This window comes from Enterobacter sp. YSU (genome assembly GCF_016082135.1).
Classification (GTDB): Bacteria; Pseudomonadota; Gammaproteobacteria; order Enterobacterales; family Enterobacteriaceae; genus Enterobacter; species Enterobacter hormaechei_C.
This window is the reverse complement of sequence record NZ_CP059487.1, coordinates 157,204-182,718: the sequence shown is the minus strand read 5'-3', so window position 1 is coordinate 182,718 and position 25,515 is coordinate 157,204. Positions and strand designations below refer to the sequence as shown.

At 52.2% G+C, this 25,515-nt stretch carries 32 protein-coding genes; 14 read left to right on the top strand and 18 right to left on the bottom strand.

The annotated features are described in order from the left end of the window. Positions 1 to 12: 12 nt before the first annotated feature. Positions 13 to 687, bottom strand: coding sequence for a molecular chaperone (locus H2Z33_RS00850; protein ID WP_048249640.1), 675 nt, complete (start codon positions 685 to 687; stop codon positions 13 to 15). A 69-nt stretch (positions 688 to 756) separates the two neighbouring features. Further along, complete coding sequence (locus H2Z33_RS00845; RefSeq protein ID WP_047718768.1) at positions 757 to 1,293, bottom strand: fimbrial protein; 537 nt, start codon at positions 1,291 to 1,293, stop codon at positions 757 to 759. A 255-nt stretch (positions 1,294 to 1,548) separates the two neighbouring features. Here H2Z33_RS00845 and ybiB point away from each other — a divergent pair, with 255 nt between their 5' ends. Further along, positions 1,549 to 2,511, top strand: coding sequence for a DNA-binding protein YbiB (ybiB, locus tag H2Z33_RS00840; protein ID WP_047718766.1), 963 nt, complete (start codon positions 1,549 to 1,551; stop codon positions 2,509 to 2,511). Between the two features lie 117 nt (positions 2,512 to 2,628). Here the strand turns inward: ybiB and ybiJ are convergent, their stop codons facing one another. The 3 genes from ybiJ to mcbA all read right to left on the bottom strand — a co-directional run bounded on the left by ybiJ (position 2,629) and on the right by mcbA (position 3,828). Next, complete coding sequence (gene ybiJ / locus H2Z33_RS00835; protein WP_032670284.1) at positions 2,629 to 2,889, bottom strand: DUF1471 family protein YbiJ; 261 nt, start codon at positions 2,887 to 2,889, stop codon at positions 2,629 to 2,631. A 285-nt stretch (positions 2,890 to 3,174) separates the two neighbouring features. Continuing rightward, positions 3,175 to 3,441, bottom strand: coding sequence for a DksA/TraR family C4-type zinc finger protein (locus H2Z33_RS00830; protein WP_017693765.1), 267 nt, complete (start codon positions 3,439 to 3,441; stop codon positions 3,175 to 3,177). Between the two features lie 123 nt (positions 3,442 to 3,564). Beyond that, a complete protein-coding gene (gene mcbA / locus H2Z33_RS00825; protein WP_003858470.1) occupies positions 3,565 to 3,828 on the bottom strand; it encodes a DUF1471 family periplasmic protein McbA in 264 nt (87 codons plus the stop codon). Positions 3,829 to 4,070: 242 nt separating this feature from the next. Between mcbA and rlmF the strand changes: the two genes are divergently transcribed. Then, positions 4,071 to 4,982, top strand: a complete 912-nt coding sequence (gene rlmF, locus H2Z33_RS00820) for a 23S rRNA (adenine(1618)-N(6))-methyltransferase RlmF (RefSeq protein WP_063134804.1) — start codon at positions 4,071 to 4,073, stop codon at positions 4,980 to 4,982. Positions 4,983 to 5,027: 45 nt separating this feature from the next. Here the strand turns inward: rlmF and ybiO are convergent, their stop codons facing one another. From ybiO to rhtA, 6 genes are all read right to left on the bottom strand, one after another. Then, a complete protein-coding gene (gene ybiO / locus H2Z33_RS00815) occupies positions 5,028 to 7,238 on the bottom strand; it encodes a mechanosensitive channel protein (protein ID WP_023303335.1) in 2,211 nt (736 codons plus the stop codon). Positions 7,239 to 7,358: 120 nt separating this feature from the next. Then, positions 7,359 to 8,081: a glutamine ABC transporter ATP-binding protein GlnQ gene (gene glnQ, locus H2Z33_RS00810; protein WP_006809503.1), complete on the bottom strand. Its 723-nt coding sequence runs from the start codon at positions 8,079 to 8,081 to the stop codon at positions 7,359 to 7,361. Continuing rightward, positions 8,078 to 8,737 carry a glutamine ABC transporter permease GlnP gene (gene glnP / locus H2Z33_RS00805; RefSeq protein ID WP_003858462.1) on the bottom strand — a complete coding sequence of 220 codons (660 nt, stop codon included), beginning with the start codon at positions 8,735 to 8,737 and terminating at the stop codon, positions 8,078 to 8,080. The genes glnQ and glnP overlap by 4 nt, the downstream gene beginning before the upstream one ends. A gap of 93 nt (positions 8,738 to 8,830) precedes the next feature. Then, positions 8,831 to 9,574 (bottom strand): glutamine ABC transporter substrate-binding protein GlnH, encoded by a 744-nt coding sequence (gene glnH, locus H2Z33_RS00800; protein ID WP_003858455.1) that lies wholly within the window; start codon positions 9,572 to 9,574, stop codon positions 8,831 to 8,833. Positions 9,575 to 9,935: 361 nt separating this feature from the next. Beyond that, a complete protein-coding gene (dps, locus tag H2Z33_RS00795) occupies positions 9,936 to 10,439 on the bottom strand; it encodes a DNA starvation/stationary phase protection protein Dps (protein ID WP_000100801.1) in 504 nt (167 codons plus the stop codon). 298 nt (positions 10,440 to 10,737) lie between these two features. Continuing rightward, a complete protein-coding gene (gene rhtA / locus H2Z33_RS00790) occupies positions 10,738 to 11,625 on the bottom strand; it encodes a threonine/homoserine exporter RhtA (protein WP_017384917.1) in 888 nt (295 codons plus the stop codon). A gap of 354 nt (positions 11,626 to 11,979) precedes the next feature. Between rhtA and ompX the strand changes: the two genes are divergently transcribed. Beyond that, a complete protein-coding gene (ompX, locus tag H2Z33_RS00785; protein WP_003858450.1) occupies positions 11,980 to 12,498 on the top strand; it encodes an outer membrane protein OmpX in 519 nt (172 codons plus the stop codon). Between the two features lie 114 nt (positions 12,499 to 12,612). On the opposite strand, the gene H2Z33_RS00780 is transcribed toward ompX, so the two are convergent. The 4 genes from H2Z33_RS00780 to H2Z33_RS00765 all read right to left on the bottom strand — a co-directional run bounded on the left by H2Z33_RS00780 (position 12,613) and on the right by H2Z33_RS00765 (position 16,380). Beyond that, complete coding sequence (locus H2Z33_RS00780) at positions 12,613 to 14,196, bottom strand: phosphoethanolamine transferase (protein ID WP_017384916.1); 1,584 nt, start codon at positions 14,194 to 14,196, stop codon at positions 12,613 to 12,615. A 269-nt stretch (positions 14,197 to 14,465) separates the two neighbouring features. Then, positions 14,466 to 14,594 carry a manganase accumulation protein MntS gene (gene mntS / locus H2Z33_RS00775; RefSeq protein WP_017384915.1) on the bottom strand — a complete coding sequence of 43 codons (129 nt, stop codon included), beginning with the start codon at positions 14,592 to 14,594 and terminating at the stop codon, positions 14,466 to 14,468. Between the two features lie 166 nt (positions 14,595 to 14,760). Beyond that, entirely contained in the window at positions 14,761 to 15,801 is a 1,041-nt protein-coding gene (locus H2Z33_RS00770; RefSeq protein WP_096216627.1) for a tyrosine-type recombinase/integrase, read from the bottom strand. Then, positions 15,802 to 16,380: a phage repressor protein CI gene (locus H2Z33_RS00765; RefSeq protein WP_096216626.1), complete on the bottom strand. Its 579-nt coding sequence runs from the start codon at positions 16,378 to 16,380 to the stop codon at positions 15,802 to 15,804. 119 nt (positions 16,381 to 16,499) lie between these two features. Here H2Z33_RS00765 and H2Z33_RS00760 point away from each other — a divergent pair, with 119 nt between their 5' ends. From H2Z33_RS00760 to H2Z33_RS00710, 11 genes are all read left to right on the top strand, one after another. Beyond that, positions 16,500 to 16,721, top strand: coding sequence for a hypothetical protein (locus tag H2Z33_RS00760; protein WP_001247709.1), 222 nt, complete (start codon positions 16,500 to 16,502; stop codon positions 16,719 to 16,721). A gap of 30 nt (positions 16,722 to 16,751) precedes the next feature. After that, on the top strand, positions 16,752 to 17,255 hold the full coding sequence (locus H2Z33_RS00755; RefSeq protein WP_198091824.1) for a phage regulatory CII family protein: 504 nt from the start codon (positions 16,752 to 16,754) through the stop codon (positions 17,253 to 17,255). A gap of 9 nt (positions 17,256 to 17,264) precedes the next feature. Further along, the gene (locus H2Z33_RS00750; RefSeq protein ID WP_198091823.1) at positions 17,265 to 17,459 is read left to right on the top strand and encodes a phage filamentation protein Fil family protein; all 195 of its coding nucleotides are present in this window, start codon (positions 17,265 to 17,267) and stop codon (positions 17,457 to 17,459) included. After that, positions 17,449 to 17,877 (top strand): hypothetical protein, encoded by a 429-nt coding sequence (locus tag H2Z33_RS00745; protein WP_198091822.1) that lies wholly within the window; start codon positions 17,449 to 17,451, stop codon positions 17,875 to 17,877. The genes H2Z33_RS00750 and H2Z33_RS00745 overlap by 11 nt, the downstream gene beginning before the upstream one ends. Then, positions 17,877 to 18,278 (top strand): hypothetical protein, encoded by a 402-nt coding sequence (locus H2Z33_RS00740; protein WP_096216624.1) that lies wholly within the window; start codon positions 17,877 to 17,879, stop codon positions 18,276 to 18,278. The genes H2Z33_RS00745 and H2Z33_RS00740 overlap by 1 nt, the downstream gene beginning before the upstream one ends. A 66-nt stretch (positions 18,279 to 18,344) precedes the next feature. Next, a complete protein-coding gene (locus H2Z33_RS00735) occupies positions 18,345 to 18,578 on the top strand; it encodes a DUF2732 family protein (protein WP_096216623.1) in 234 nt (77 codons plus the stop codon). Then, positions 18,569 to 18,868 (top strand): DUF3850 domain-containing protein, encoded by a 300-nt coding sequence (locus H2Z33_RS00730; RefSeq protein ID WP_096216622.1) that lies wholly within the window; start codon positions 18,569 to 18,571, stop codon positions 18,866 to 18,868. Before H2Z33_RS00735 ends, H2Z33_RS00730 begins: the two co-directional genes overlap by 10 nt. Further along, on the top strand, positions 18,862 to 19,728 hold the full coding sequence (locus H2Z33_RS00725) for a DNA adenine methylase (protein WP_058700457.1): 867 nt from the start codon (positions 18,862 to 18,864) through the stop codon (positions 19,726 to 19,728). Before H2Z33_RS00730 ends, H2Z33_RS00725 begins: the two co-directional genes overlap by 7 nt. Further along, complete coding sequence (locus H2Z33_RS00720) at positions 19,725 to 19,937, top strand: hypothetical protein (RefSeq protein WP_063860661.1); 213 nt, start codon at positions 19,725 to 19,727, stop codon at positions 19,935 to 19,937. The genes H2Z33_RS00725 and H2Z33_RS00720 overlap by 4 nt, the downstream gene beginning before the upstream one ends. Then, entirely contained in the window at positions 19,906 to 21,954 is a 2,049-nt protein-coding gene (locus H2Z33_RS00715; protein ID WP_198091821.1) for a replication endonuclease, read from the top strand. Before H2Z33_RS00720 ends, H2Z33_RS00715 begins: the two co-directional genes overlap by 32 nt. A gap of 24 nt (positions 21,955 to 21,978) precedes the next feature. Then, positions 21,979 to 22,281, top strand: coding sequence for a hypothetical protein (locus H2Z33_RS00710; protein ID WP_232350969.1), 303 nt, complete (start codon positions 21,979 to 21,981; stop codon positions 22,279 to 22,281). On the opposite strand, the gene H2Z33_RS00705 is transcribed toward H2Z33_RS00710, so the two are convergent. The 3 genes from H2Z33_RS00705 to H2Z33_RS00695 are packed head-to-tail and all read right to left on the bottom strand — an operon-like array spanning position 22,255 to position 25,399. Beyond that, positions 22,255 to 22,578 (bottom strand): ogr/Delta-like zinc finger family protein, encoded by a 324-nt coding sequence (locus H2Z33_RS00705; protein WP_096216900.1) that lies wholly within the window; start codon positions 22,576 to 22,578, stop codon positions 22,255 to 22,257. The genes H2Z33_RS00710 and H2Z33_RS00705 overlap by 27 nt on opposite strands. Then, entirely contained in the window at positions 22,575 to 23,627 is a 1,053-nt protein-coding gene (locus H2Z33_RS00700; RefSeq protein ID WP_096216899.1) for a phage portal protein, read from the bottom strand. The genes H2Z33_RS00705 and H2Z33_RS00700 overlap by 4 nt, the downstream gene beginning before the upstream one ends. Then, positions 23,624 to 25,399: a terminase large subunit domain-containing protein gene (locus tag H2Z33_RS00695; RefSeq protein ID WP_096216898.1), complete on the bottom strand. Its 1,776-nt coding sequence runs from the start codon at positions 25,397 to 25,399 to the stop codon at positions 23,624 to 23,626. The genes H2Z33_RS00700 and H2Z33_RS00695 overlap by 4 nt, the downstream gene beginning before the upstream one ends. Positions 25,400 to 25,515: the final 116 nt, after the last annotated feature.

The window sequence follows — 25,515 nt, the reverse complement described above, 5'->3', positions numbered from 1 at the left end:
CGGGCAATATTATTAATGAACGTGTTTAGACCATGTCTGGCTGATGCTGCCGTAATCAGTAATAATGGAATACGCGACGGTCGAGCCTCCGACATTGCCAGGTAAAGCAAAATGCGTTTCAGTTTTTGGCACAGCCCAGGTGGCTTTCGTGATTTTCTGACCATTCAGGGTGACGGCCTGAAAATTCATATAGAAAGGTGTGGGATTGTTCACCACTAAATCATTCCCTTCGCGATGCCATTCAAGTTTATCGGCCATATCTTCTGGTTTGCCTTTTACCGCTGACGGGCGATAGAGCAATTTAATTCGGGTGTTAATGGCAATTTGCAGCGTATTTACACCCTCAACATGCTTTGAGGAAGGGATCGCTTTAATATTCAGCCAGTACAGAGATTCCCTGTCTTGCGGTAAATTTCCTCCCGTACGCACCACGCGCAGGACGTTATCCTCTTTCGCATCCAGTCGGAAAAGCGGCGGGGTGATCAGGAACGGGGCTTTGGCCGGGTTTTTACCGCCGGAATCGACCCAGGACTGCACCAGATAATCCGTGGTATCTGGATTTGAAAGACCAAGAGATGATTCCTTTTTATCTCCCTGATAGACCAGACGGGTGCCATTGATCACGACACCCGCCTGTGCCGAGGCTGCTACCAGTAAAAGAGTGCTCAGTAAATAACCGTGGCGCATAAAGATTTCTCATTAAAAAGATGAGATGTTAATGCCCGCAAGAGCATTAATATCTCAGGATTGATAAGATCAGTTATAAATAACGGTGAAGGTCGATACAGAGTTAGCAGGGCCCGCAGTGACTGCCGCCTGAGTTTGAATATAACGTGCACCAAACTCCAGGTCGTTAACCTCCGTACCGGAGACTAAAGGATATTGCATCGAAGGGGTATACAGGGTGACAGGCTGCCCGGAAGCATCCATTAGCTGAATCGCCACACCAGTAGCTGCACCGGTATCGGGCGTTAATGCCAGCGTGGCATTATTATTCGCATCCGGGGTACCACCGAAGTTAATCGCAGCCGAGGTTACGGTTTCCGGACAATTGGTTAACTTAATATCAAACTTCGTGAGTGTGCTGGTAGAGCCTGCGCCGGTAAATACCGTTTTAGATACTTTTCCTAACTGAACATCTAATGGATTACTTAATCCATTCACGACCTGGCAAGCAGAATCGATAATTTCTCCGGTGAAATTAATCTGCCCTTCACCGTTGATTGCCGCAAATGCGGATGCAGAACATCCCACCGCTGCGGCGATAAACAACCCTAATGCAACCTTGTTCATAGTAAATCCCGATGTGTTTCTGGCAAAAACGTTGCCTGGACGTTTTTACCGTTGACCCTTAATAACTTTCAGATGTTTATTTAATCAAAAAAAGGGCAGGTACGAATCTTTAGTTCCAATCACAAATAATGCAAATAGTGCTTGAGTTTATTTTTTTACCTGAAAACAGCAGGTTGATAATGATCACAAAACACTATCGGGTGCGTGTTCATCGGGCTATATTGTTAACAAGATGATGCTGTCAGGAGAAATGTCGTGGATTACCGCAAAATTATCAAAGAGGTAGGGCGTGGGAAAAACCATGCTCGCGATCTGGATCAGGAAACGGCCCGTGCGTTGTACACGCATATGCTCAATGGCGACGTGCCGGATCTGGAAATGGGCGGCATTCTGATTGCGCTGCGCATCAAAGGGGAAGGTGAGGCGGAGATGCGCGGTTTTTATGAGGCCATGCAGTCGCAGACGATGCGTTTAACCCCGCCCGTCACGAAGCCGATGCCGATTGTGATCCCGACCTACAATGGCGCGCGTAAGCAGGCAAACCTCACGCCGCTGCTGGCTATTCTGTTGCAGAAACTCGGTTTCCCGGTGGTGGTGCATGGCGTGAGCGAAGATCCGACGCGCGTGCTGACAGAAACCATTCTGGAATTATTAGGCATCGAACCCACTCTCCATGCTGGCCAGGCGCAGGCAAAGCTGGAGGGGAACCAGCCGGTCTATATTCCCGTGCGCGCGCTCTGCCCGCCGCTGGAAAAGCAGCTGGACATGCGCTGGCGCATGGGGGTACGTAACAGCGCCCACACCCTGGCGAAGCTGGCGACGCCGTTTGCCGAAGACGCCGCGCTGCGTCTTTCCAGTGTCTCCCATCCGGAGTACGTGACGCGGGTCGGTCAATTCTTTGCCGAAATCGGCGGGCGAGCGCTGCTGATGCATGGAACTGAAGGGGAGGTTTACGCCAACCCGCAGCGTTGTCCACAGCTGATGCTGATTGAGCCTGCCGGGACGCGGGTCGTGCTGGAACGTGGGGAAGAGAACAGCGATGTGATCCTGCCTGAGTTGAAAGATCCGCAAGTCACCGCGCACTGGATCGTACAGTGTCTGGCCGGAAAGGTGCCGGTTCCGCAGTCTATCAAGCTGCAAATGGCCTGCTGTCTGCTGGCGGCAGGGGAAGTGGCGTCCGTGGACGCCGGGTTGCAGCGCGTGGCGCAGTCGTTTTAAGCAAAAAAAAAGCCCGTCCAGTGGCGGACGGGCAAACAAGGGTAACAACAACAGGGTCAATGAGGGTTGGAGCATCTCACCAGAGGGGAGGGTGAGGGTGGAGCATAATTTGTTCGATTACTTGTAGATAACCGCGGTACCGCTCAGTTTGTTATTACCGTTAGTGGAGGTGATGGTGTATCCACTTGCGCCGGCAGCGGCAGCTTTTTCCGCCAGTTTGGCTTCCAGACCGTCCAGCGTGGTCGCGCCTTCAGCACTCACCACCCCGATTTTGTTCAGATCCTGTGACTGAGTAGAGGAGACTGGCTCTACGGCGAAAGCGCCGAAAGACAGAGCGGACAGGGCAACAGCGGCAACAGCATATTTGATGGTTTTCATAGGTCAATTCTCGCAGGCTATTCTGTTAAGGGGACGATGTTCCGTCGATGTGATAAGTATCACGGTTTTTAGTGGAAGATAAAATCGAAGAGAATTGACGTGGTTACTCAAAAAAATTGAATGACAAATAACTTATTGATTATTAATAAATTCAGAAGCGCAATTGACATTTCTTGGGGATGCGCTTTACAGAAGCCATCGGAAGGGCACGTTTTGCTACGCGTTTCGCTAAAAGTCGTGAGCGTAAAGTAAACGGCTGGCGCGGTTAACTTCGGTAAAGGAAAGTCAACGTAACTGGCTGTCTTTCGATCCTCTACGATTATATCCTGAATGTGCCGCATTTTTTGAATCTTTCTCCTGCTGACAGGCAATGCATAGCCGTACGCCAGGAATGGCTTTACGCCGTGCTTCAGGAATCGGATCCCCGCACTCTTCGCATTCCGTCAAACTTTCGCCGCGCGGAATTTCACCGCGAGCACGCGCGACCGCATCTTCAATGGTACTGTTGATCTGTTCGTTAACGGCGTCGTCATTCGCCCAGCCGGAAGCCATCATGTTCTCCTGATCTGTTTAAGCCATTCATCTTAATATGGGGTTAAAAAACGCACAGTCAAGGCGAAGGAAGGAAATGAGAACTGCATCTGCCTTGCAGATGCAGTGTGGGAAAAGAGGGCGTTATTTATAGATGGTCGCGGTGCCGTACATATGGTTATCGCCACCGGCGGCGTTCACCACGAAGCCTTTAGCCCCTTCCTGACGCGCTTTTTCGGCCAGCTTGTCCTGAAGGTCATCAAGGTTGCTTGCCCGGCTGACAGAGACCGTCCCGGCCGCACGTAGCTGGCTGGTGTCATTGCTGTCGGTCAGAGGTTGAACGGACCAGGCTGAGAACGATGCGCCTGCCAGCGCACCCGCAATAATAAAGGTCAGATACTTTTTCATAATCACATCCTCAGGGGAAACAACAGGTGATTCCTCTTAAGTTTAGAAGCCTGACGCGCGTGATTTAGCGCAAAAATTTGATGATGATCTGCTTATTTTTTGAACGATAAATTCTGACAATTTGCTGACAGATCATAGACATACAGGATGCTGATTTTCGTCGGTTTTTTGTGCAGCGCAGACAGATATTTACCCCCGCGCCGTCACAGGGTATCTTACGCGGCTGTCTAAAGGAGAATGCCATGACTTCCCAAAAGCCGGGATTGCACCCGCGTAACCGCCACCGTAGCCGCTACGACATGAAAGCCCTGTGCCTGAGCTGCCCGGAATTGCAGGATTTTATTGTTCAGACACCAGCCGGTGAACCGTCGGTAAACTTTGCCGATCCGCTGGCGGTTAAGACGCTGAACAAAGCGCTGCTGGCCCATTTTTATGGCGTTACGCACTGGGACATCCCGGATGGCTTTCTCTGCCCACCGGTGCCAGGACGTGCGGATTATGTCCATCATCTTGCCGATCTGCTGGCAGATGATAATGGCGGCGTGGTGCCGAAACAGGCCACCGTGCTTGATATCGGTACGGGCGCGAACCTGATCTACCCCCTGATAGGCGCACAGGAGTACCAGTGGCGGTTTACCGGCAGCGAGATCGGCGCCGAGGCCTTTGCCAGCGCACAGGCCATTATCAACGCTAACCCAGGGTTAAGCCGGGCCGTTCGTTTGCGTCGTCAAAAGGATCCCGCTGCTATTTTCAACGGCATTATTCACAAGAACGAACAATATGATGCCACCCTGTGCAACCCGCCCTTCCACGACTCCGCCGCCTCCGCACGTGCGGGAAGTGAACGCAAGCGGCGTAACCTAGGCCAGGCTGAAGACGGCGCGCTGAACTTTGGCGGCCAGCAGCAGGAGCTATGGTGCGAGGGCGGGGAAGTGGCATTTATTCTGCGCATGATTGCCGAGAGTAAGGGCTTCGGTCGTCAGGTGAAATGGTTTACCACGCTGGTCTCCCGCGGCGATAACCTGCCGCCGCTTTACCGCGCGCTGACCGACGTCGGCGCGGTGAAGGTAGTCAAAAAAGAGATGGCGCAGGGCCAGAAGCAGAGCCGCTTTATCGCCTGGACCTTTATGGACGATAACAAACGCCGCAAATAGCCCCCCATCGCAGGCCGGGTAAGGCGAAGCCGCCACCCGGCTCGGTTACAGCGTCGGCTCCTGCGGAGGCAGCGGCGAAGCGGGCGGCGACAATACCTGATACGTCTGCACCGGCGCTCTCACGTTCGCCAGATCGAAGTGTTTTTTCACCATGCTGTCGAGGGCGAAGCGCACCGTCCACTGCTTAAGGGGCTGGGTGGTGAACGACACGCGCAGGGTAAAGGCAGTGTTCGTCAGCCCGACGATACCCGCGAACGACGGTTCACCAATCACCAGCCCGCGAATATCCTCCATCTCCATCAGTTCGCTCACCGCATCCCGCAGCGCCTGCTTCGCCTTATCTGCATCCTCATGACGATCGACATCATAATTCGCCACCACCGAACCAATGCCGCGCACAAAGTTGGCAAAGGTGGTAATCGATGACCACGGAATAATGTGGTACGCGCCGGTATCCTGACGTACGCCGACGGAGCGAATGGACATCCTCTCCACCGTGCCGGTGAGCGGTCCGATGGTCACCAGATCCCCGGTGTTCATCCCGTTCTCGAACTGGATAAAAACGCCGGTGATAATATCCTTCACCAGCGTCTGCGAACCAAAGGAGATCGCCAGCCCAAGCGCACCGGCACCCGCCAGCAGCGGGGCGATATTCACGCCGATTTCCGACAGCACAATCATGATGGTGATGGTGCTGATGATCACCGCCAGCGCGTTGCGGCACAGAGTCAGCAGCGTGCGGGCGCGGGCGCTCGGCAGCGGCCTGCCGTGGACATCCGACACCAGACGGTTTTCGATAAGGCTTGCCAGCAGCGTCCAGCCGACGGCGGAGAAGAACAAGATCAGCGCGATACGAATAAGAATATCAACGGTCTTTTCCCCCGCGCCGTTATGCAGCCAGTTCCAGAAATCAAACAGACCCCACGCGTTCAGCAGCAGCATAATTGCCACGCAGACCGTCAGAATACGCGCCACCTTCAGGGATACCGTCATCCAGCCATTTACCCGCTTTTGCAGTTCCGGGTAGTTACGCTGAACCTGCGGCGACAGGGTGATCGTTTTCGACAGCCAGCGGGAGAGCAGGCCAGAGACAAAGGCCGCAATGCCGATAATCGCCAGGCTTTTGAACGTCGCCCCCATCATAAATTTCAGGCTATTGCCTGGATCGAACAGGGAGAAGAAACAGAGCACAATAAAATAGGCGCTGGCCAGCCAGTGCCACACCAGCGCAAAGGCGCGAATAAAGAGGCTGAAAAAGGAGAGGGAGCGATCGGCCAGGTGCAGCAGGCTGTCGGTGATCGCTTTTTTATTGTGGAAGATGAGGTACAGCGCCCAGACGGTAATGCACAGCATGATCAGCACGTTCGCCAGCGCCCCGAACTGCACGTTAACCTGGTTGGAAATAATCGGCACGGCAACCAGCAGGCCATAACCGATCAACCCGCTCAGCACGCTGAGCCGCACCGCCCAGTATTTGGCGCTCTGATCCGAAATGGCGAAGGGGCGAAGGTCCGGCACGCGCGGGCAGAAGATCAACCGCAGGAGGGCTTTAAAGAACTCAATCAGGGCAAACGCATTGAGGAACAGTCCCTGCTGAAACGCGATGGTTTTGTTTCCGGTATTAAGGCGGTCGGCCAGCATCTGGCCGACAAACAGCGTCAGGGCCAGCAGCAGTAAATCGATGACAAACGCCCCGGTAATCATTGCCGGAAGATGCAGCCAGCTGCTTTTATGCTGATTCTTTTTGCGCCCCCACTGGCCCATTTTCCGGTAAAGCGGCCAAACAGACAGGCGCAACAGCCAGTAAAAAATGAAGACGGCGCCAGCCAGAATAGCAAACTGGGTGGCGGCTGCGGAAAAGGTGTGAGGATTAAAAGGCTTATGTGAGGTGCCAACCAGGTTGCGATAGAGCTGGGCAAAACGCGACGACAGGGCTTCCCCGTAGCGCCGACTGATGTCGGTGACGTTTTCCAGCACCGTTTTTTCTTCTTCGGCTTCCGGCGGCGCAATAGCAGGAACCGGATCCTGCGGCGGCGTGGCGGCCACCTTCCTCAGCTGATCGATCAACTCCTGCCGGGACGTGTCGTTCTCAAGCACGTCGGCCAGCGCGCCGTAGGCGGCTTTTTTCTTTTCAGCGTCTGGCTCTGGCGGCGCATTTTGCTGGGTGGCGGTGGCTCCGGTGGTAACGCCGGGAAGGGTTACAGCAAGTGATGGCGCGCTAAACAGGCTAAACAGTAGCAACAGGATCCACGGCACGGCGTCCTCCGACAAAAATATCGTGCAAAATGATAAGTATAGAGCGCGGGGAGCGGAGGGGAGTTTTTGGGAACAATCCGGCGTAAAAAAGCCGGGCATGCCCGGCTCTGGGTGTGGCTATCAGGAGACGTGTTGCAGGAACTCCTGGAGGCGCTGGCTTGGTGGGTTCGCAATCAGCGCCTGCGGATTCCCGTCCTCCGCGATACGGCCCTTATCAATGAAGATCAGACGGGACGCCACCTTTTCGGCAAAGCCGATTTCGTGGGTAACGATCACCATCGTCATGCCTTCTTCCGCCAGATCCTGCATAACTTTCAGCACTTCGTGACGCAGCTCCGGGTCGAGTGCCGACGTTGGCTCATCGAACAGCATCATCTTTGGCTTCACCGCCAGCGCACGGGCAATGGCCACGCGCTGCTGCTGGCCGCCGGACAGCTCGGAAGGATAGTGGTGGGCACGCTCCGCCAGACCAACCTTCGCCAGCAGATCTTTTGCCAGCGCTTCCGCTGCCGCTTTGCTGGCCCCGCGCACGCGCAGAGGACCGAACATCACGTTTTCCAGCGCCGTGAGGTGCGGGAACAGGTAGAACTGCTGGAACACCATGCCCGCTTCCTGACGGATCAGGCGCTCATCCACTTTCGGGTCATTGACCTTCAGGCCGTCGACGATCAGATCGCCGCTGGTGATCTCTTCCAGCTTGTTAATGCAGCGCAGCAGGGTGGATTTGCCGGAACCGGACGGCCCGATGATCACCACCACTTCGCCCTGCCTGATGTTCAAATCGATATTGTGCAGCACCTGGGTTGGGCCAAAGTGCTTGGAAACGTTTTTAAATTCAATCACAGGATTTTCATCCTTCTTTCAAGACGACGCAGAACAAAGCTCAGGACAAGCGTGATAATCAGATAGACAACGGCGACCGCACTCCAGATTTCCAGAGCGCGGAAGTTACCCGCGATGATCTCCTGGCCCTGACGGGTCAGTTCGGCCACGCCGATAACAATAAACAGCGAGGTGTCTTTAATGCTGATGATCCACTGGTTACCCAGCGGCGGCAGCATGCGGCGCAGCGCCAGCGGCAGGATCACGTGACGAATGGTTTCGCGACGGGAAAGACCTAACGCCAGGCCGGCTTCGCTGAAGCCTTTATGAATCGACAGCACCGCACCGCGGGTAATTTCCGCAATGTAGGCGCCGGAGTTGATCATGATGGTAACAACGGCGGCGCTGAACGGGTCGATGCGCAGGTCGGTGAAGGCCATCGGCAGGGCGAAGTAGATGAACATGACCTGCACCACAATGGGGGTGCCGCGGATCACTTCGATGAAAACCAGTGCGATGTGGTTTGCAATCCAGCCGCCGTAGGTGCGGGCGAAACCGGCCACCAGACCGATAATCAACCCGCCAACCAGACCGAGGACCGAAATCCACAGGGTCATTTTAGCGCCTTCAAGCAAGAGAGGAATGGCAGGCCAGATGGCGCTCCAGTCAAACTGCATGATGTATTCCTGTATACCGTGGTGAAAAACAAAAAACGTAGGCCCGGTAAGCGGAAGCGCCACCGGGCGTTACAAACCTGAAGTCAGGTGAAATTATTTAGGCTCGGTACCGAACCATTTTTTGTAGATTTCGTTATAGGTGCCGTTCTCTTTCAGGGTTTTCAGCGCGCCGTTAACTTTGTTACGCAGGTCGTCGCTGCCTTTCGGGAACGCAATACCGTACTGCTGAGCTTCCAGGGAATCACCTACCGCTTTGAACTTGCCATTACCGGCGGTTTTGATGAAGTAAAGGATGTTAGGCGTGTCGTGCAGCACCGCGTCAGCGCGGTTGGTGCCCAGTTCCATGTAAGCGTTGTCGATGTTCGGGAACTGACGCAGGTCTTTGGTTTTGATGTTGGCTTTCGCGTAATCAACGGAGCCGGTTCCGCTCTTCACGGCGACCACTTTACCGTCGAGATCTTTCACGCTTTTCACGTCGTTGTTATCCGCTTTCACCATCACCAGCAGGCCGCTTTTGTAGTAGCCGTCAGAGAAGTCGATGGCTTTTTTACGTTCTTCGGTAATGGTGATGCCTGCCAGCGCCAGGTCAACGTTTTTGGTTTGCAGTGCCGGGATAATGCCGCTGAAATCCATTGGCTTCAGGGTGTAATCCAGTTTGAGTTCTTTTGCGACAGCGGCCCACAGATCCACGTCAAAACCAACGTATTTATCACCCTGTTTGAATTCAAACGGTACGAACGCCGTGTCAGTCGCCACAACCAGTTTGTCGGCAGCCTGCGAGGACACCGCAAACGCCAGGGTAAGTGCAGCCAGTGAAACTTTTAATACAGACTTCATAGCATTTCCTTTTATATCCACGGGGCGATCCCCTGCGAGAACCTCAGGCACAATGAAAAAATCGTGCCAATTTTACAAGCTGTTGTTTTGCAAAGGGGATGATGTCACGCATTGCACAAAAAGCGTGGCAATTCTGCCAGGTTGCACCAGAATGGAGCACCGTTTTGGTGCGCTTCGTTAAGGTCTTCTGACAGGGGGATATTTAGCGCAGAATCTGACGAAAAAACAATCTTCCGTTAACGGTTGTGTGAGGTGATTATTACATTTTATTCACTTTTGCGGCCGTTGCGGGCAAAAGTGCGCACCATAAATGTGCAAAACCCCCGCCAGGGGCGAGGGTTATTCGGACAATCCGCAGGGATTATTCGATGTTGGACTCAATGAACCACAGGAACTGATCCAGGTCGCGTGATGCGGCAGTGAAGATATCAGCGGTATCTTCATCTTTGGCTTCGCCAATCGCTTTACGAACATCATTCGCCACAATCGCATAACGATCCGCCAGCTCTTTCAGGTGATCCTGAACGGTATGGATATCCAGCGGATAGCTTTTCAATGGCGTTTTGCTGTTGATCACCTGTGTGGTACCCAGTGCCACGCCACCCAGCTGTACGGCACGTTCGGCCATGGTATCCAGGTGAGTCACCAGTGCTGTGCGGAAGCCATCCAGCATTTCATGAACGGCAATAAAGTTTGCACCGCGCATATTCCAGTGGGCCTGTTTGGTGATCAGCGAAAGATCGATGAACTGGACCACCTGGCGATTCAGCAACTCGATGGTCGCTTTTTTATCGCTATCCGATACATCGTTACGGGTATAAAGCAGATTAGACGCTTTCGTTTTCACCAGTTTAGCGGTACTCATAATCTCATATCCTCTTGATGTTTGTGTCCCAGGTAATTACGGGACTAAGTATAGCACCGGATTTTTTCTCTGCGATTTGGCTCTGCCTATTGGTTTAATAGTGAAAGGATGGTTGTATTCTCAATACTTTGAAAAATAAGTGTTTTATTTAAATTGATGCAGATCAATCTTAATTCACTTTCCAGGAAGGCGAGCAGGTGAAATATTTTGGCAATATGAGAGAGTTTGTAAGAAATTATTTGAGCTACTGACGTGGCGTATATTCTGCATGGCGGGTTAGCCATGCAGAATTTAAGGCTTAGTTGAGGTCTATTTTTTCCACTTTAGGTTCCGGACGCATGGTCAGGGTGGAGCCCATTGACGCCGCGATAATGGAACAGAGCGCCAGCGTTTGTACCAGGGTCAGGGTTTCACCGAGGAAAATCATTCCTGAGATGGCGGCCAGCGCGGGCTCCATGCTCATGAGCGTACCAAAAATGCGTGTGGGCAGGCGCGTCAGGGCGATCATCTCCAGAGAGTAGGGCAGCGCCGTGGAGAGAATGGCAACCGCCAGCCCAACCGGCAGGATTGACCATTGCCATATTGAGTCTGTCGCTTGTGCCATTCCAATCGGGACAAAGATAACGGCGGCAATCAGCGAGCCTAAGGCGACCGTCGCGGGGCCGTGCTCTTCCCCCGCACGCTGGCCAGTAAGAATATACACCGCCCAGCATGCCCCCGCGCCCAGCGCCAGAGCTGCCCCTGTCAGATCGATTTGTGAAACGCTTTGCCCGAGCGGCAGCAGGAACCATAGCCCCAGCACGGCCAGTACGACCCAGATAAAGTCTACCGGACGACGAGAAGAGAAGAGGGCAACCGCCAGCGGGCCGGTAAATTCAAGCGCGACCGCGATCCCCAGCGGGATCGTCTGAATAGAGAGATAGAACATGTAGTTCATCCCTCCCAGCGCCAGCCCATAAAAAAGCAGTGGCAGTCGCTGCTCCTTTTTAAACCGTAGCCGCCAGGGTTTAAAAACAACCACGAGGATCAGGGTGCCTAATGCGATACGCAGCGCCGTGACGCCGGGCGCACCAACCAGCGGAAACAGCGATTTTGCCAGCGACGCGCCGCTTTGTATGGACATCATCGCGATAAGTATGACTGCCACCGGCATCCAGACCGACGATTTACGAGGTAAACCTGGCATCCTTTCTCCTGTCAATTTATGTCAAATGAGGTAAAAGTCGCAGTGTAATGGAAATAAGCTGCAACGGTTGAGCTACTGTTGAAAAAAATCCAGGGAAAATCCGTAAAATGAGAAAACGTTGATGATTTTATCGCCTGAAAGATTAGGAATAATCTGGATGAACTAAATGGCGATGACGCGCACTATTAGCATTTACAGGTGAAAATCTGGAGTTATTTGAACGAGATAGCTGGTGCTGGAAATGTTCTGTTACAGGAAAGGTCGCATTAGACATCGTGAATGACAAAGAGTTTCACAGAATTTTTTGATATATTTAAAACTTACGGACTTACTTGAAGCACATTTGAGGTGGTTATGAAAAAAATTGCATGTCTTTCAGCACTGGCAGCTGTTCTGGCTGTTTCCGCAGGTACCGCTGTAGCGGCAACTTCTACTGTAACCGGTGGTTACGCTCAGAGCGATATGCAGGGCGTGATGAACAAAACCAACGGTTTCAACCTGAAGTACCGTTACGAGCAAGACAACAACCCGCTGGGTGTGATCGGTTCTTTCACTTACACCGAGAAAGATCGTACTGAAAATGGCTCTTACAATAAAGGTCAGTACTACGGCATCACCGCGGGTCCTGCTTACCGCCTGAATGACTGGGCAAGCATCTACGGTGTTGTAGGTGTTGGCTACGGTAAATTCCAGCAGACCGAAAACCAGGGTCTGAACCGTACTGCAAGCAACAGCGACTATGGTTTCTCCTATGGCGCAGGTATGCAGTTCAACCCAATCGAAAACGTTGCTCTGGACTTCTCCTATGAGCAGAGCCGTATCCGCAACGTTGACGTTGGCACCTGGATCGCGGGCGTAGGTTACCGCTTCTAATCACTTCGGTGAGCCAGTAAAAAATCCGCCCAATGTGGCGGATTTTTTTTGTTTGTACCCTCTCCTCGTGGGAGAGGGCCGGTGAGGGCATCAGCCCGCACGAAACGGCAGAAATTACTTACTCTTAATATCGAAAATATCGGTCCCAAGATGGTTATAGTCGACTTTCTGTAACTTAAAGTTGGTAATGTAAACTGGCGGGCCCTTCTTCCCGGAGATAAACGGATAATCATTTTTTATCTCTTTCGCCTTAATCCCCGTCCATTGTGAGAAGAATTTCAGGAAATCGTTCGCGGAACGGCGCGCTTTGATGATGCGATGCGTTTTGTCATCACTCGACAGCACCATAAACGGTACCTGGAAGTTTTGCTGGAACTTGTCATCGTGTGCCAGATACTGCACCTGTTTACCGCGCTCCTTAAATGCCAGACCGTGGTCAGAGAAATAGACCATCGAGAAGCTGTCGCCGCTGTTGCGCAGCTGTGCGTACAGCTTGCTGAGCAGATCGTCGGTTTGCGTCATGGTGTAGAGATAACACGAGGTCTCTTTGGATTGCACAAACTCCGCATATTTTCCCCCGGTACGATCGCATGCCTGCGGGTGTGACCCCATCAGGTGCAGGACAATCAGCTGCGGCTGGGTGCGCTGAGTAGCAAAGACCTGCGCCGTCATTTTTAGCAACGCTTCATCTTTTGTGTTTTTATCGGCTTCGAAATCACCGCTTTTCAGGAACTGTACCTCGTCGGCACGCTTCGCGATGCTGGCGATGGCGGTATCATACTCGCCGATCTGTCCCTGGTTAGAGAACCACCATGTCTGAAAACCTGCCCGGTTGGCCAGGGTGACAAAATTATCCTGAAACTGCGGTTTTCCATCCACCACGCGGTTGAGCGTCAGACCGAGTGATTTCTGCGTCGAGCCGCTGGCCGCCACGTAGTCGGTAAACAGCGTACCGTTAACGGCGCTGGCAAACGGCGTGTTATCCCAGTGACCGCCAAACGCGCCGAGCGCATCGCGACGCGCGCTTTCCCCGATCACCACCACGTAAGTGTGATACTTCGGTTTCACCGCCAGCACGTTCCAGGTATCTTTCATGGTGGAAAGCTCGGCCATACGCGCCTGCTCGTCGAGCACTTCCTCGTTATTCACCACCACGTCTTTGACGAAGCGAAACACCGGATACCCGGTATCTTTAAGCTTAAACACGCCGCCCCAGGCCAGATTTTGTACCGGTGCAACAAAAAACGTCACCACGCTAAAGGCCAGGCACAGGCTTTCAATTTTACCCCATGCCTTTTTCCCGACGGGCTTACGACGAACCGCAATCACACCGAGGGCAAAAATGAAAAGGCCAACCACGTAGTTGTACCACGGAAAGATCGTCAGGATCTCTGTGGACTCTTCCATATTGGTGGAGTGGAGCGCCAGCAGAGTATTAAAGTTCGGCGCGCCATAGGCCTGGCCAAACGGGAAATAGGCGGCAGCAATCAGAGAACAGATCCCGATAAGCACTTTCTGCACGCGCGGTGCGCTTCGCCAGAGCAGGTGAAGAATACAGGTGAATCCGACGGCATAAAGCAGGCTAAAGGGGTAGCCAAGAGCAAAGTTAATCAACAGCGATTGCAAAAAATAGAATCCCGTCCACGGGCTTAAGGCCCGGCTGCGGGTAACAAGTGTATCAATCAGGGTTACGTTCATAGATCACTATCACGAAAACGCCATGTGCTCACCCTGGCGTCAAGGGTCAAAGCCTGCCGGACAGTGCGTGGAAAGGGAATGAGAGGTCCGCTTCAGCGAGCCGCAAATTGTGCAGGGCTGCAAGAAGATAGTGCGAGCGTGAATTAAGGTCAACAGTTGCTAAACAGATGTTTTGCGAAGGGGGCTGCAAATCCGCAAAAATAATCGGGAACAGGCCAGTTTACAACGTAAGTGTGACGGGAAAATGAAGCGGCGTACCGCGACGCCGCTTAGTGGGAAGAATTGTCGTCCTGCTGCGGTTTGGCGTTAAACATATCGCACAGCATGTTCAACAGCATCAGGCGCACTTTAAAAGGAGAGTGGGTAAACACGTTCATACACCTCTTGAATTCATTCATAAGACCTCCTGATTCATGATCCCTTCGATCCGTGAAGGGTGACTGCATTACATACAGATATAGCACAGGCTATATTGTAAAGCATCAACTATCTACAAAAAACAATAAGTTAGATAGTTATCAATAAGTTAGGCTAGTCAATAAAGGTGAGTATTAGGCAGTATTTCTAAGCTGTCGCGACATTTTTGCGACATTTTAAGGGATTAAGACGCACGGCATCTTCAAGGTGGCTAGGGGCAAAATGCGCATAACGCATCGTCATGGTGATATCAGCATGACCAAGAATTTTTTGCAGAACAAGAATGTTGCCGCCGTTCATCATAAAGTGGCTGGCAAACGTATGGCGCAGCACATGGGTAAGCTGGCCGGAGGGGAGTTCTATCTTGGCACGCTCCAAAGCAGAGCGGAAAGCGTTGTAGCAGGGCTGCGGAAACAGAGCGCCTTTCGTATCAGGTAGTTCAGCCAAAAGTTCGTCATCAAGGGGAATGGTTCTGTTGCGCTTTCCTTTGGTTTTGACAAACGTGACTTTACCGCCAGCAATCTGAGAACCTTTAAGCGTTGCAGCTTCATTCCATCTTGCCCCTGTAGAAAGACAGATTTTCACGACTAGCACTAAGAACTTTACCTTGCTCCGTTTGCATTCCATCAAAAGCCGATCAATTTCATCAACAGAGAGAAAGGCCATTTCGGATTCATCAGTGCGATATTGTCTAACATTTTCCAAAGGGTTGGGAGCTGACCATTCCCCGATCCGCTTCAGTTCATTGAACATGGCCAGAAAGTAAGCATGCTCAAGATTCATTGTTTTCGGGGAAATCTTGGAGACTCTGTTGGTGCGGGCATAATGCCCTTCAAGCCTTTTAGCGCGGTAGGCAGTGAACAGCTGGGCATTGAACTCTGTAGCCAGCGGGAATCCCATGCATTCTGCCGCCCAGGTCATAGCATCTTTACGCTTTTGACCGTTGCGCAAAGCAACCCCATGGCGTTCATACCACATCGTAATAAGATCGATTAGGCTTCGTTTGTCTTTCCCTTCACCCAGCCATGGCGCACTGTCTACCTTCTGAAGCGTATGATTCTCAAATGCCAGGGCTTCACCTTTTGTGGCAAATTTTTTACGAATTCGCTTACCGTTCTTACCATTACTGCGGTTGACGGTGTAGAAGTCGGCGATCCATTCGCCTGTCGGAAGTTTACGAACGCTCATTTATTCAATCGTCAGAACAACGCGGCCAATGATTTTTATATCGTCAATCCCGCAGTCAAAAGCCATACCTACGCCGCTTACTCTAACCTTTCCCACAGGGATTCTTGTCAGTGTTCTAACGCTGGTTTTACCTTCAACTTCAACAAGCCAAACATCGTCATAAACTTCGGTAAAGTGCTGATCAATAATGTATTGCAGTGAGTTATCAATCACACAGACTGGATTCTGCGGTAAAGGCTTACCTGGTAAAAAAGTAACCTTATCGAGCATAAGAAAACCAGACTCATAGAGTTTGCCGTCCACGATCTTCTTGCGCGGCAGTTTCATGATATCTAAATCTTCATCGTTGAACTTTCTACCTTGCCCAGTCGCTAGCCATTCTAACGTTGCCCCTGTCTCAGCCATACATTTAACAACGATGTCAGCTGGGAAGAAATCCCTCTTATAGCGGTTAGCTAGGCTACTGCTTGCAATATCAAGATGCTCGGCTAGAGCTAATTTAGTGTTGAAACCATACGCCTGGATAACTCTATCCAACACCTCTGCTCCGCCTTGGGAAAACTCAATCTGTAGGTTCACGAAAATTTTACCTTGAAAATTATCACAAAGTGAGTTTAAACTTCGCTTTGTAGGTTTAAGTGAATATTGACAGTTACCGACCTGTATTGCCGTACAGGTTAACTAATGGAGTTTGCCTTATGCGTCCGAACATTACAATCATCATCCCGGAACCATACCTGCCTTTAGACGAGTATTGCCGCCGTACTGGTACCAACAAGGAAACCGCTAGAAACCTGATTGAATACGGAAAATTACCAATTAAGCCGAAGGGTAAGCAGAAGAAAGGCTTGGTCGAAGTCAACATGGCCGCGCTCACTATCCAGGCTTTAAGTGAATGTGACATTTCGCTTAACGCGTAATTCATCCTACAGATTAGAGCGGAGCTAACAATGTTTGATTATCAGACTTCTAAACATGCTCACTTTGATGCAGCTTGCCGAGCGTTTGCGCTGTCGCACAATCTGGAAGATGTGGCCGCTGCCGTTGGTATGCGTCCGCAGATCCTGCGCAATAAGTTGAACCCGATTCAACCACACCGCCTGACCTGTGACGAGCTGCTGGCTATCACCGATTACACGGAAGATGCCCGTTTGCTCGATGGGATGCTGGGGCAGATTAACTGCCTTCCGTCCGTTCCGGTCAATAACGCCACTGAAGCCAACATGCAATTTTGCGCGTTGATCGCCACTGCAAATGTAGGTGCGATCGCTGGGGAAGCTGTATCAACTGAGCACATGACCGCCGCACGCCGCACACAAATTCTTGATCGTGCCCGTGATGCCATCCGTTCCCTTTCCGTTCTGGCTTACACCGTTGAAAGCCGCCTCCAGTCTGCGCCGGTTCTTGCTGCTGCCGTCGATATCGTGACTTCCAGTGCCAGCAGCATGATGTGAGGGATAACCATGAAAGCGTTCGTTACCTATCTGAAAAAAGAATCTCCGGCCATGCAGCTGGCCAGCGGGACAACTGGCTGGCTTGAACTGCCAAACGGCCAACGCTGGAACCCTGGCCACCAGTACAAATTCAATACCCGTTCGTCTCGTCGTCCATGGTGGTTTCGTTTGTTCGGGATTATCAGGGGGCGTTATGGCCATTAGCGAAAAGCAGCAGGAAATTGGCCTGAAGTGGCTGGGGAATATTCGCCGTAAGCACTGGAGCGACAAAAGCGAAGCTGCGGACTGGTGGGACAAATTAACACCAGAATGGCGCGGGGTTGTTTTACATGCGGCGGCGGTTACTTCCGGAATGGACGTTTTCAAAGCCCATCTGAGCAAATGCTACTGGTCAGAGTTATTCGAACGCCTGGACTACCGGGCAATGATTCAGCTGCGCCAGGGCATATCCAGGGCGCGTCTGACGTTTGAAGGGTTCGGGAGTCTGAGCGACAGCGATTTTTCAAAGCGCAGCGCTAACCGCCAGGTGAAAAAGGCACATCCGATCCACAGCAGTAATGGCGTGCAAATGATTATCGCGCCTCATATCGTTCATAAGATGCAACAGCAGGAGAATCATTAATGTCCATTATCTCTGTAAACGCCAAAGAACTGGGACAGGAGCTGGCTGCGTGGGGTGTTCCACACAATTACGCCATTCTCTTTCTGGAGAAAAGCACCGTTAAAAATGGCCGTGTCGCCTTACATCCGTTTTTCTTTAACGAAACCGAGCATATGACAAACAAACGCCACTGGCTGGCCGTGAATGTTGCGTACTGGTGCTGTGTCTATCGTGAAGCGGAAAGCGAGTTCCAGCAGGTTGAAGCAATTGCCAGCATTCGTTCCATGTATTACATCGCCGGGTCATTAGGCGCTGGGGAAGTTAAGGCGCTGATCCAGGAATGGTGGCGCAACACCTACGAGCTGCACCAGATACCCGCGCCGAGCTACTCAGCCGCGCCCGTTACCGTCTCTTTCCACTAATTAACTGCCGGAATTTTTGGCCATCCCTGCGGTGGCCGGGGATTCTTTTGCCTTAAGGAAACCAAAATGCACATGAATCGTCAGAATTTACCAGCAACAGAATCAGGTATTGACCTGATGGCAATGCTCATAAAGGCCACGCAGGAGGGGAAGATTGCAGCGGCTGATTTGTGTTCAACCCGTTTGGATAAGCTGGCCACCTTTGCCGCCAATGAAGGGCTAAGCGCTGCCGAAATCGTAGAGCTGATTCGTGAAGAAGCTGCGGCCATTTGCAGCAAAGGCGGTGCAGCATGGCAGTAAAAATTCATAGTATGAAAATCGCTTCAAAGTATCTGGATGCTGTGTTTTCTGGCCAGAAAAAGGCGGAGCTGCGCAAAAATGACCGCGCCTACAGTGTGGGCGATGTCCTGTTATTACAGGAATGGAAGCATGGCTCATACACAGGGAGAGAGTGGGCGGCTGTAATTACCCACATCCTACCCGTTAACGAAGTTATGCCAGATTCATGCGGTTGGGTGATGCTTTCCATTCGTACCCTGTCGCCTTTGGACGCTCTCGCATATGTGATCTCTGGGGGTGTTCAATGGTAGTTAAAACACCTCTTAAGTGGGTTGGCAGCAAAGTCCGTCTTATGCCACAGCTGCGTAACCACTTGCCGGAAGGTAAGCGCCTGGTTGAACCGTTCGCTGGTTCGTGCGCCGTCATGATGAATACGGACTATGACGAATACCTGATCGCTGATCTGAACCCGGATTTAGTCAATCTGTATAAGGCGATGGCCTATCATACCGACGCGTTTCTTGTGGAGCTTGAAACCCTGTTTTCTGCCGGGGCGTTAGGTGAACAGGAGAGTCGCGCTATTTTTTACTATGCCGTCCGGGACGCGTTCAATTTGTCCGGAAAGGGGCGTGGGGCTGAAAGCGTTGAAGCCGCTGCCCGTTTCATGTACCTGAACCGTCACGGTTTTAACGGGCTTTGCCGTTACAACCGCCGTGGCCAGTTCAATGTCCCTTTCGGAAAGTACAAGAAAAACTATTTCCCGCTTAAAGAAGTCCGCGCATTTGCTGAAAAGGCGAAGCGCGCAACTTTCATCACCGCCCATTACTCCGAAACGCTTGCGCTGGTTCGTGCCGGGGATGTGGTCTATTGCGATCCGCCATACCTGACGGAATCAGGAAATTTCACCTCATACACCGAAAGCGGTTTTTCGCATCTTGATCAGGGGCGGCTGGCCAGAAAACTGCGCCGTCTCGCTGAAAAGGGCGTGAGTGTTGTTGCGTCAAACAGCGATCTGGAAATGGTGCATTACCTTTACGCCGGGTTTGAGGCGATGAAAGTCAAAGCGCCGCGCAGTGTTGGTGCCGCAGCTGCAAGCCAGAAATCTGCCGCAGAGCTGATCCTGAAATCACCAGTTTCCACAGCCTCCAGCGCTGGGGTGGTGGCGAAATGATGACTGAACCCATGACCGGGCTGTATGCGCTGACGGTATTTGCGGCTTTTATCTTCTTTTCCTGGGAAGAGCGCCGGGACGCGGAGACGTCAGATGATGTGGACTTTATTTTGGTCGCTATCTCTTCCCTCGTCTGGCCTGTACTGGTGGCGGTATGTGTCGCTGCTTACATGATTAATGCCTGGAAGAAGTGGGTTAATCGTGGCTGATCTGTCTCTTGCTGGCCAACATCATGCCGTCGATATCTGGCGGCGTGATACTTTTGCGCCAGGAACGCCAGCGGATGCAACAATCACAGAGCGCCGTTTGTGGGCAGTTAACCCACAGGACTACGAATGGCGCTCACAGTTCCTTCATGAAATACCCGACTGGCTAGCCGGGTATTTTGGCAACCGTTACGAAAAGCTGTTTGCTGGTCGTGACGGCCGCCGCCGTGCCAATACATTCCTGCGCAAAACAATCGGTGAGAATGTATTGCCACGTCTGCGGAAAGTGGCTGCGCGTTACCAGCTGGCCGCTGATGTAATCGATCTCCCATTTGGAAAATCATTGCAGCGGTTGCCGTCGCTTGACCGTACCGATCTCAAAAAGCTGTCTGGCCAGGTCTCTGGCTGGATGGCTCAGATGTTTTATGACTTCACCGACACGCTGAAGGGCAAACCAAAAGACGAACATGATATGCGCCAGCGCACGCTGGAGGCTTACCGCAACCTTTGTTCGCTTTCCCTCATGCTGAACAATCAGCCGCCTTACTGGGCAGAACATGAAGCCAATGATGGCCACCTGGAAAACCGAAAAGCGGAGTCCGGTATTTTGCGTCTCATGGCACCGGAATGGTGGTACCAGCGCCTGAAGCGTGCCCGTGATCTGCAACGTGAACATCTGGCCATCGCCGTTGGCCAGGTGCAGAAATCTGCCAGCGCCTACGTATCACGTAAAACCCTGGGCGAATGGATTGAACAGAAGAAACGTAATCTGGAGTTCTTCAAAAAGTTTGATCTGATAGACGAAGAGGGCAACCGCATTGCGCTGGACAGCATGGTACACCGCAGCGTTGCTAACCCGGCAATACGTCGCTGTGAACTGATGGTGCGTATGCGTGGGTTTGAAGATATCGCCAATGAACAGGGGCTGGCTGGCGAGTTTTACACAATCACTGCGCCTTCACGTTATCACGCTGTACACAGTAAGGGCGGCTTTGTGTCTCAGTGGAACGGATTAAGCCCACGGGATACGCAGCGTTATTTATGCAACGTCTGGGCAAAAGCACGCGCGGCGATCTCCCGTGCCGGTATTCATGTTTTTGGTTTTCGTGTGGTGGAACCACACCACGACGGGACACCGCACTGGCATATGCTGCTGTTTATGCAACCACATGACGTTGAGGCGGTACGCGATATCCTTTGCTATCACGCCAGGATTGCCGATTCAGAAGAGCTTCAGACACCCAACGCGCTTAAAGCGCGTTTTCACGTTGAGCCTATCGATCCCGCTAAAGGGTCGGCAACAGGCTATATCGCTAAATATATCTCAAAAAATATCGACGGCTTTGCGCTCGATGGCGAGCAGGATGAAGAAACCGGGGAAAACCTGCGAGATATGGCCAAATCCGTATCGGCCTGGGCATCCCGCTGGCGTATTCGTCAGTTTCAGCAAATTGGTGGTGCGCCTGTGACTGTATGGCGTGAGTTGCGCCGTCTGGGCGATCAGCGCCTGACTGATAGCCGCATGGATGCAGTGCTGGCGGCTGCTGATGTAGGGGACTGGGCGGCTTATACCCAGTTGCAGGGTGGCGCACTGGTTGCGCGTCGCGATCTGGTCGTTCGTCTGGCCTATGAAATCACTGAACAGGGTAACGAGTACGCAGAAGATGTTCAGCGTGTGCAGGGTATCTATTCGCCTTTGATCCCTGATTCCGAAGTTTGCACCCGTCTGGTTAAGTGGCAGAAGGTTGCGAAGTTGGCCGAAGCGCCAGCGGAGGCGGGTTTTTCTGGCGGCAGCGCCGCCCCTTGGAGTTCTGTCAATAACTGTACGGAGGGAGGAACCCGGAGACGGTTAAAACTGGAACTGAACCAGCGCGGGTTTGCCGGAACGGATGAAGAAATCGACATTCTGAAACGGGGAGGCGGCCTCAAATTTGGCCGTTCAGCCCTGATTTACCGTGAAGGGCGGTTGCAAGAGAAGCGGAACAGTCCGGAAAACGAACAATGGCCAGGCTGGCAGTAATGGTATGTAAGTACGTGATAAGTAATGCGTAAATTTTCATTTGCGCTAATTATCATTTCACATATTGTGCGTTTAGGTATACTGTATGCTTATACAGTGTTTTATTTGTGGGAGGGCTGCATGGATATCTTAGAGGCATCAGCAAAGCTGGAGCGCATCGAATTACTGGCGAAAATTGCCCATGTAAGTGAGATAAGCACGAAGGAAAAGACTATTGCCTTAACCTGGATCGGCGAGATTGCCGAAGAAATGCGTAGCGTTGTCAGGGGGGAAATAAAAAACCCCCAGAGCGGGGGTTTTTCAGGCGGCGGGCGCAGCCTTCAATAAATCAAGCGCCATTTGCTTTTGATCGGGTGACAGGTTTTTCAGCAAGGTTTGCACCAAAGTATCACCCGTTTTAGCACTGGGGCTGAGAGTGTGGGAAAACGTCAAATTCATAACAAAAGTGTGCCCACACTCCACATCAGCACAGGCACAGTAAATATCTGCAATCTGGCGGTGCTTTCGGTTAGTTTTGCGAATCACAGCCTTAGAGCCGCACTCCGGACATTCAATTTTCAGGACTCTCATATTCCATTCTCCGGCTGTCAAATAATGCCTGGATTTTAGCCTTTTTTGCATCATGCTGCACCCTTCACCGTTGTTTCTTCAGCAAAATTTAAATGCAGGTGGCGCGGAATTTCCGGATCGCTGTTGATGGCCATCGCCAGGCGGCGCTGAATGGGCAGCACTTCATTCTTTTTGTAGGTGCGTTCAACCTTTTCCGGGTCGCCCAGTCCGGCAGTGTTCTGCGGAACGATACCTGCAAGCCCGGCCGGGAAGCGGTGCGCGTTCAGAATGTCCTGTGCACTGATGTTTTTCACACTCGCAAATTCATCTTTGGCCGAAATATCCCCCATCTCAATAAACTTGATCGCGTCGCCGTCGCCGCCAGGGATGTTTACCAGGATGGTGGAGAAGTTGCCGATCCCCTTGCTGTCCCGCAGCTGCTGTTCAATCTCTTCCTCCATTTCGTCCGTCATGCTGGGGTCACGGGTATATAAAATGCCACCCGTGTGGGCGCCGTTGTGGTAGTAGCGACGGCGGAAGATAACCGCCTCACTGTTCAGCAGGGCAGAGTGAACGCCGCCGATGTAGTCCGGCAGACCATAGATGTGCTGCTGCGGGTCGTACATCTTGATGAAAATGATATCTTCAGGCGGGAACGCCAGCGGCTCGCCTTCCTGTAAAACCACATAATCCCCGGGCACAGTCTCCGCGTTTTCTCTCTCCTTTCGTCGGCGGAGGTAAAGCCCCGGCAACGGCTGAAGCCCGATCACATCTCCCCAGCCATTACGGATTTTGGCCACAGCGATATCACCAAACGTCAGGTAGTCAAAAACAGCGGCCTCCAGCTCGTCGAACGTCAGGCCGCCGCCCTGATAGTCCGCCGTCACCATGTTTTTACGGGCGTGAATAATTCCACCGTGCTGGCCGTTCAGGTTGATAAGCTGCGCCAGCGCCAGGCGGTCAATCGGCTGGGTGTAGTGATCGGCGGCGTTGTCGTACCAGATTTCCCGGTAATCGGTTCCGGTTGTCAGTACCGGTTCCGGTTTGCCGAAGCTGATAATGCTCATTTTTTTTGATTTGTCGCCGCGCTGATCGCGTTTCACAAAGCGTTTCTTTTTGTTCATGCTGCTTGTTTCCTTACACCCCAGCGGGATTTTGGTTTGTTTTCGTAGTTAAGTGGTTCGTTATGCAGGGCGTGGGTAATTGCCCAGAATGCCTCTGCGTGGCCAGTGTCCTGGCTGCGGTCTGCGACAAAGGTCATGGCGTTACCACTCTGTGTGGTGGTACGCCGCACAGACATAAAGCTGGCCGGGATTTCCTTCAGGTTTTTGTCCCATTCGATACGCTGGCTTTCCACCACATCGGCGGCCTTCAGAACCAGCTGGTTTTTGGTGTTCATGTCGTAGCGAATCGGAACAACAACCTTCATGGCAAAGTGCTGGATATTGTCAAACACCCCCTGGCCGATCCCGGTTACGTCCACGCCCAGATACGTGAAGTTGTACTGGTCAAACAGCTTTTCGATCTGCTTTGCCTGGTAGCGGAAGTTCATTCCCTTCCAGTAAATCACCTTCAGCACACGGAATTTTTCCACTGCAAACATCGGCGGGGCGACGATGACGAAACACGACAAATCGCCGCTGCGTGCCGGGTCAAAGCCGCCCCAGACTGGCCTGTCACCAAACGGCCGTTTTGCGTCCGGGTCGTGATCCTGCCAGGTGTCCACCTCCACGCCGCACGCTTCCAGATCGGAAAAGCTGAAAACGGAATCCTTGCTGTCCACAAACACGCACATATAAAGCATGTCGAATGTGGCGGTGTTGTAGCGGTTGCGCAGCTTCTCGATGTTGGCCAGATTGAAGCCACCCGCAATGGCATCTTCCATAGTGATGACATAGCGCCACTGGCCATCCGGGCAGAGCCGTCCACCGTTCCGCATTTCATCGAACAGCGGAAACGTAATGGCCGCACGTTTCTTGCTTCCCTGTTTCCACTCTTCACCCGTCCAGAACGGATACGCCTGGTGCGTTTTGGCCGATGGTGTGGAAAAGTAGGTGGTGCGCCATTTGTCATGGGTGGCCATCGCACTGGCCACTTCATTGAGTTTTGCGAAGTTGGGTACCCAAAAATATTCATCACAGTAAAGATGGCCACTGTATGACTGGGCGGTGTTTTTGTTGGTCGACAGAAAACGCAGCTCTGCGCCGTTGCTTAAGCGGATCGGGTTCCCGGTCAGCGTGATACCGAAATACTGTTCGGCTATGTTGACGATGTAAGACCGGAACACCTCCGCCTGGGCTTTGGACGCGGACAGGAAGATTTGCGGATCGCCCGTCATTACTGCGTTTTCGAACGCCTCAAACGCAAAGTACCAGGTTGCACCGATCTGGCGGCTTTTCAGGATGTTCCTGACCAGCTGGCCGATGTTGCGGCGCAGGTGTTTCTGATATTCGAAAAGATGTTCGTCCGCCCAGGTGTCAAAATCCTCCTGAGTGAGTGATGAAATATCGTTTTTCTTGTACTTGCGTTTGCTGCGTGGCTCGTCCTCGCTATCTCCTCGCGCAGCTGCTTGCCGTTCCCCCTGGCTGTAGGCCAGCTTTTCTTTATGCTTATTGCTCTGGGCGCGCAGCTTTGTGGCGTGAGCAATAAGCAAATCCATTTCTTTTAAATCCAGATCCGTTTTATTGTCACGCCCGGCTAACAGCTGGTAACGGCGTTCAATTGCCTCCTCTGTGCTTTCGAAACTGAGCAGGTCAGCCCATTTATATTTTTCCGCCCAGTAGTAAACGATCCGCGCATTCGGCAGATTTAATTCTGATGCAATTTCTTTCGGCGTGTAGCGGCGCAGGTAAAGAGCGCGGACAACGCCTTTTAATTCTTCTGAGTATTTAGCCATAGATTTAATTATGCCGTGGTGCTGATGAAAAAACGGCGGGGTTAATTCGGGGCTGTTCGGTAATGACTTATAACCGAACTGTTCAGAATAAAGCGTAATGCGGGGATGTGTTTAAT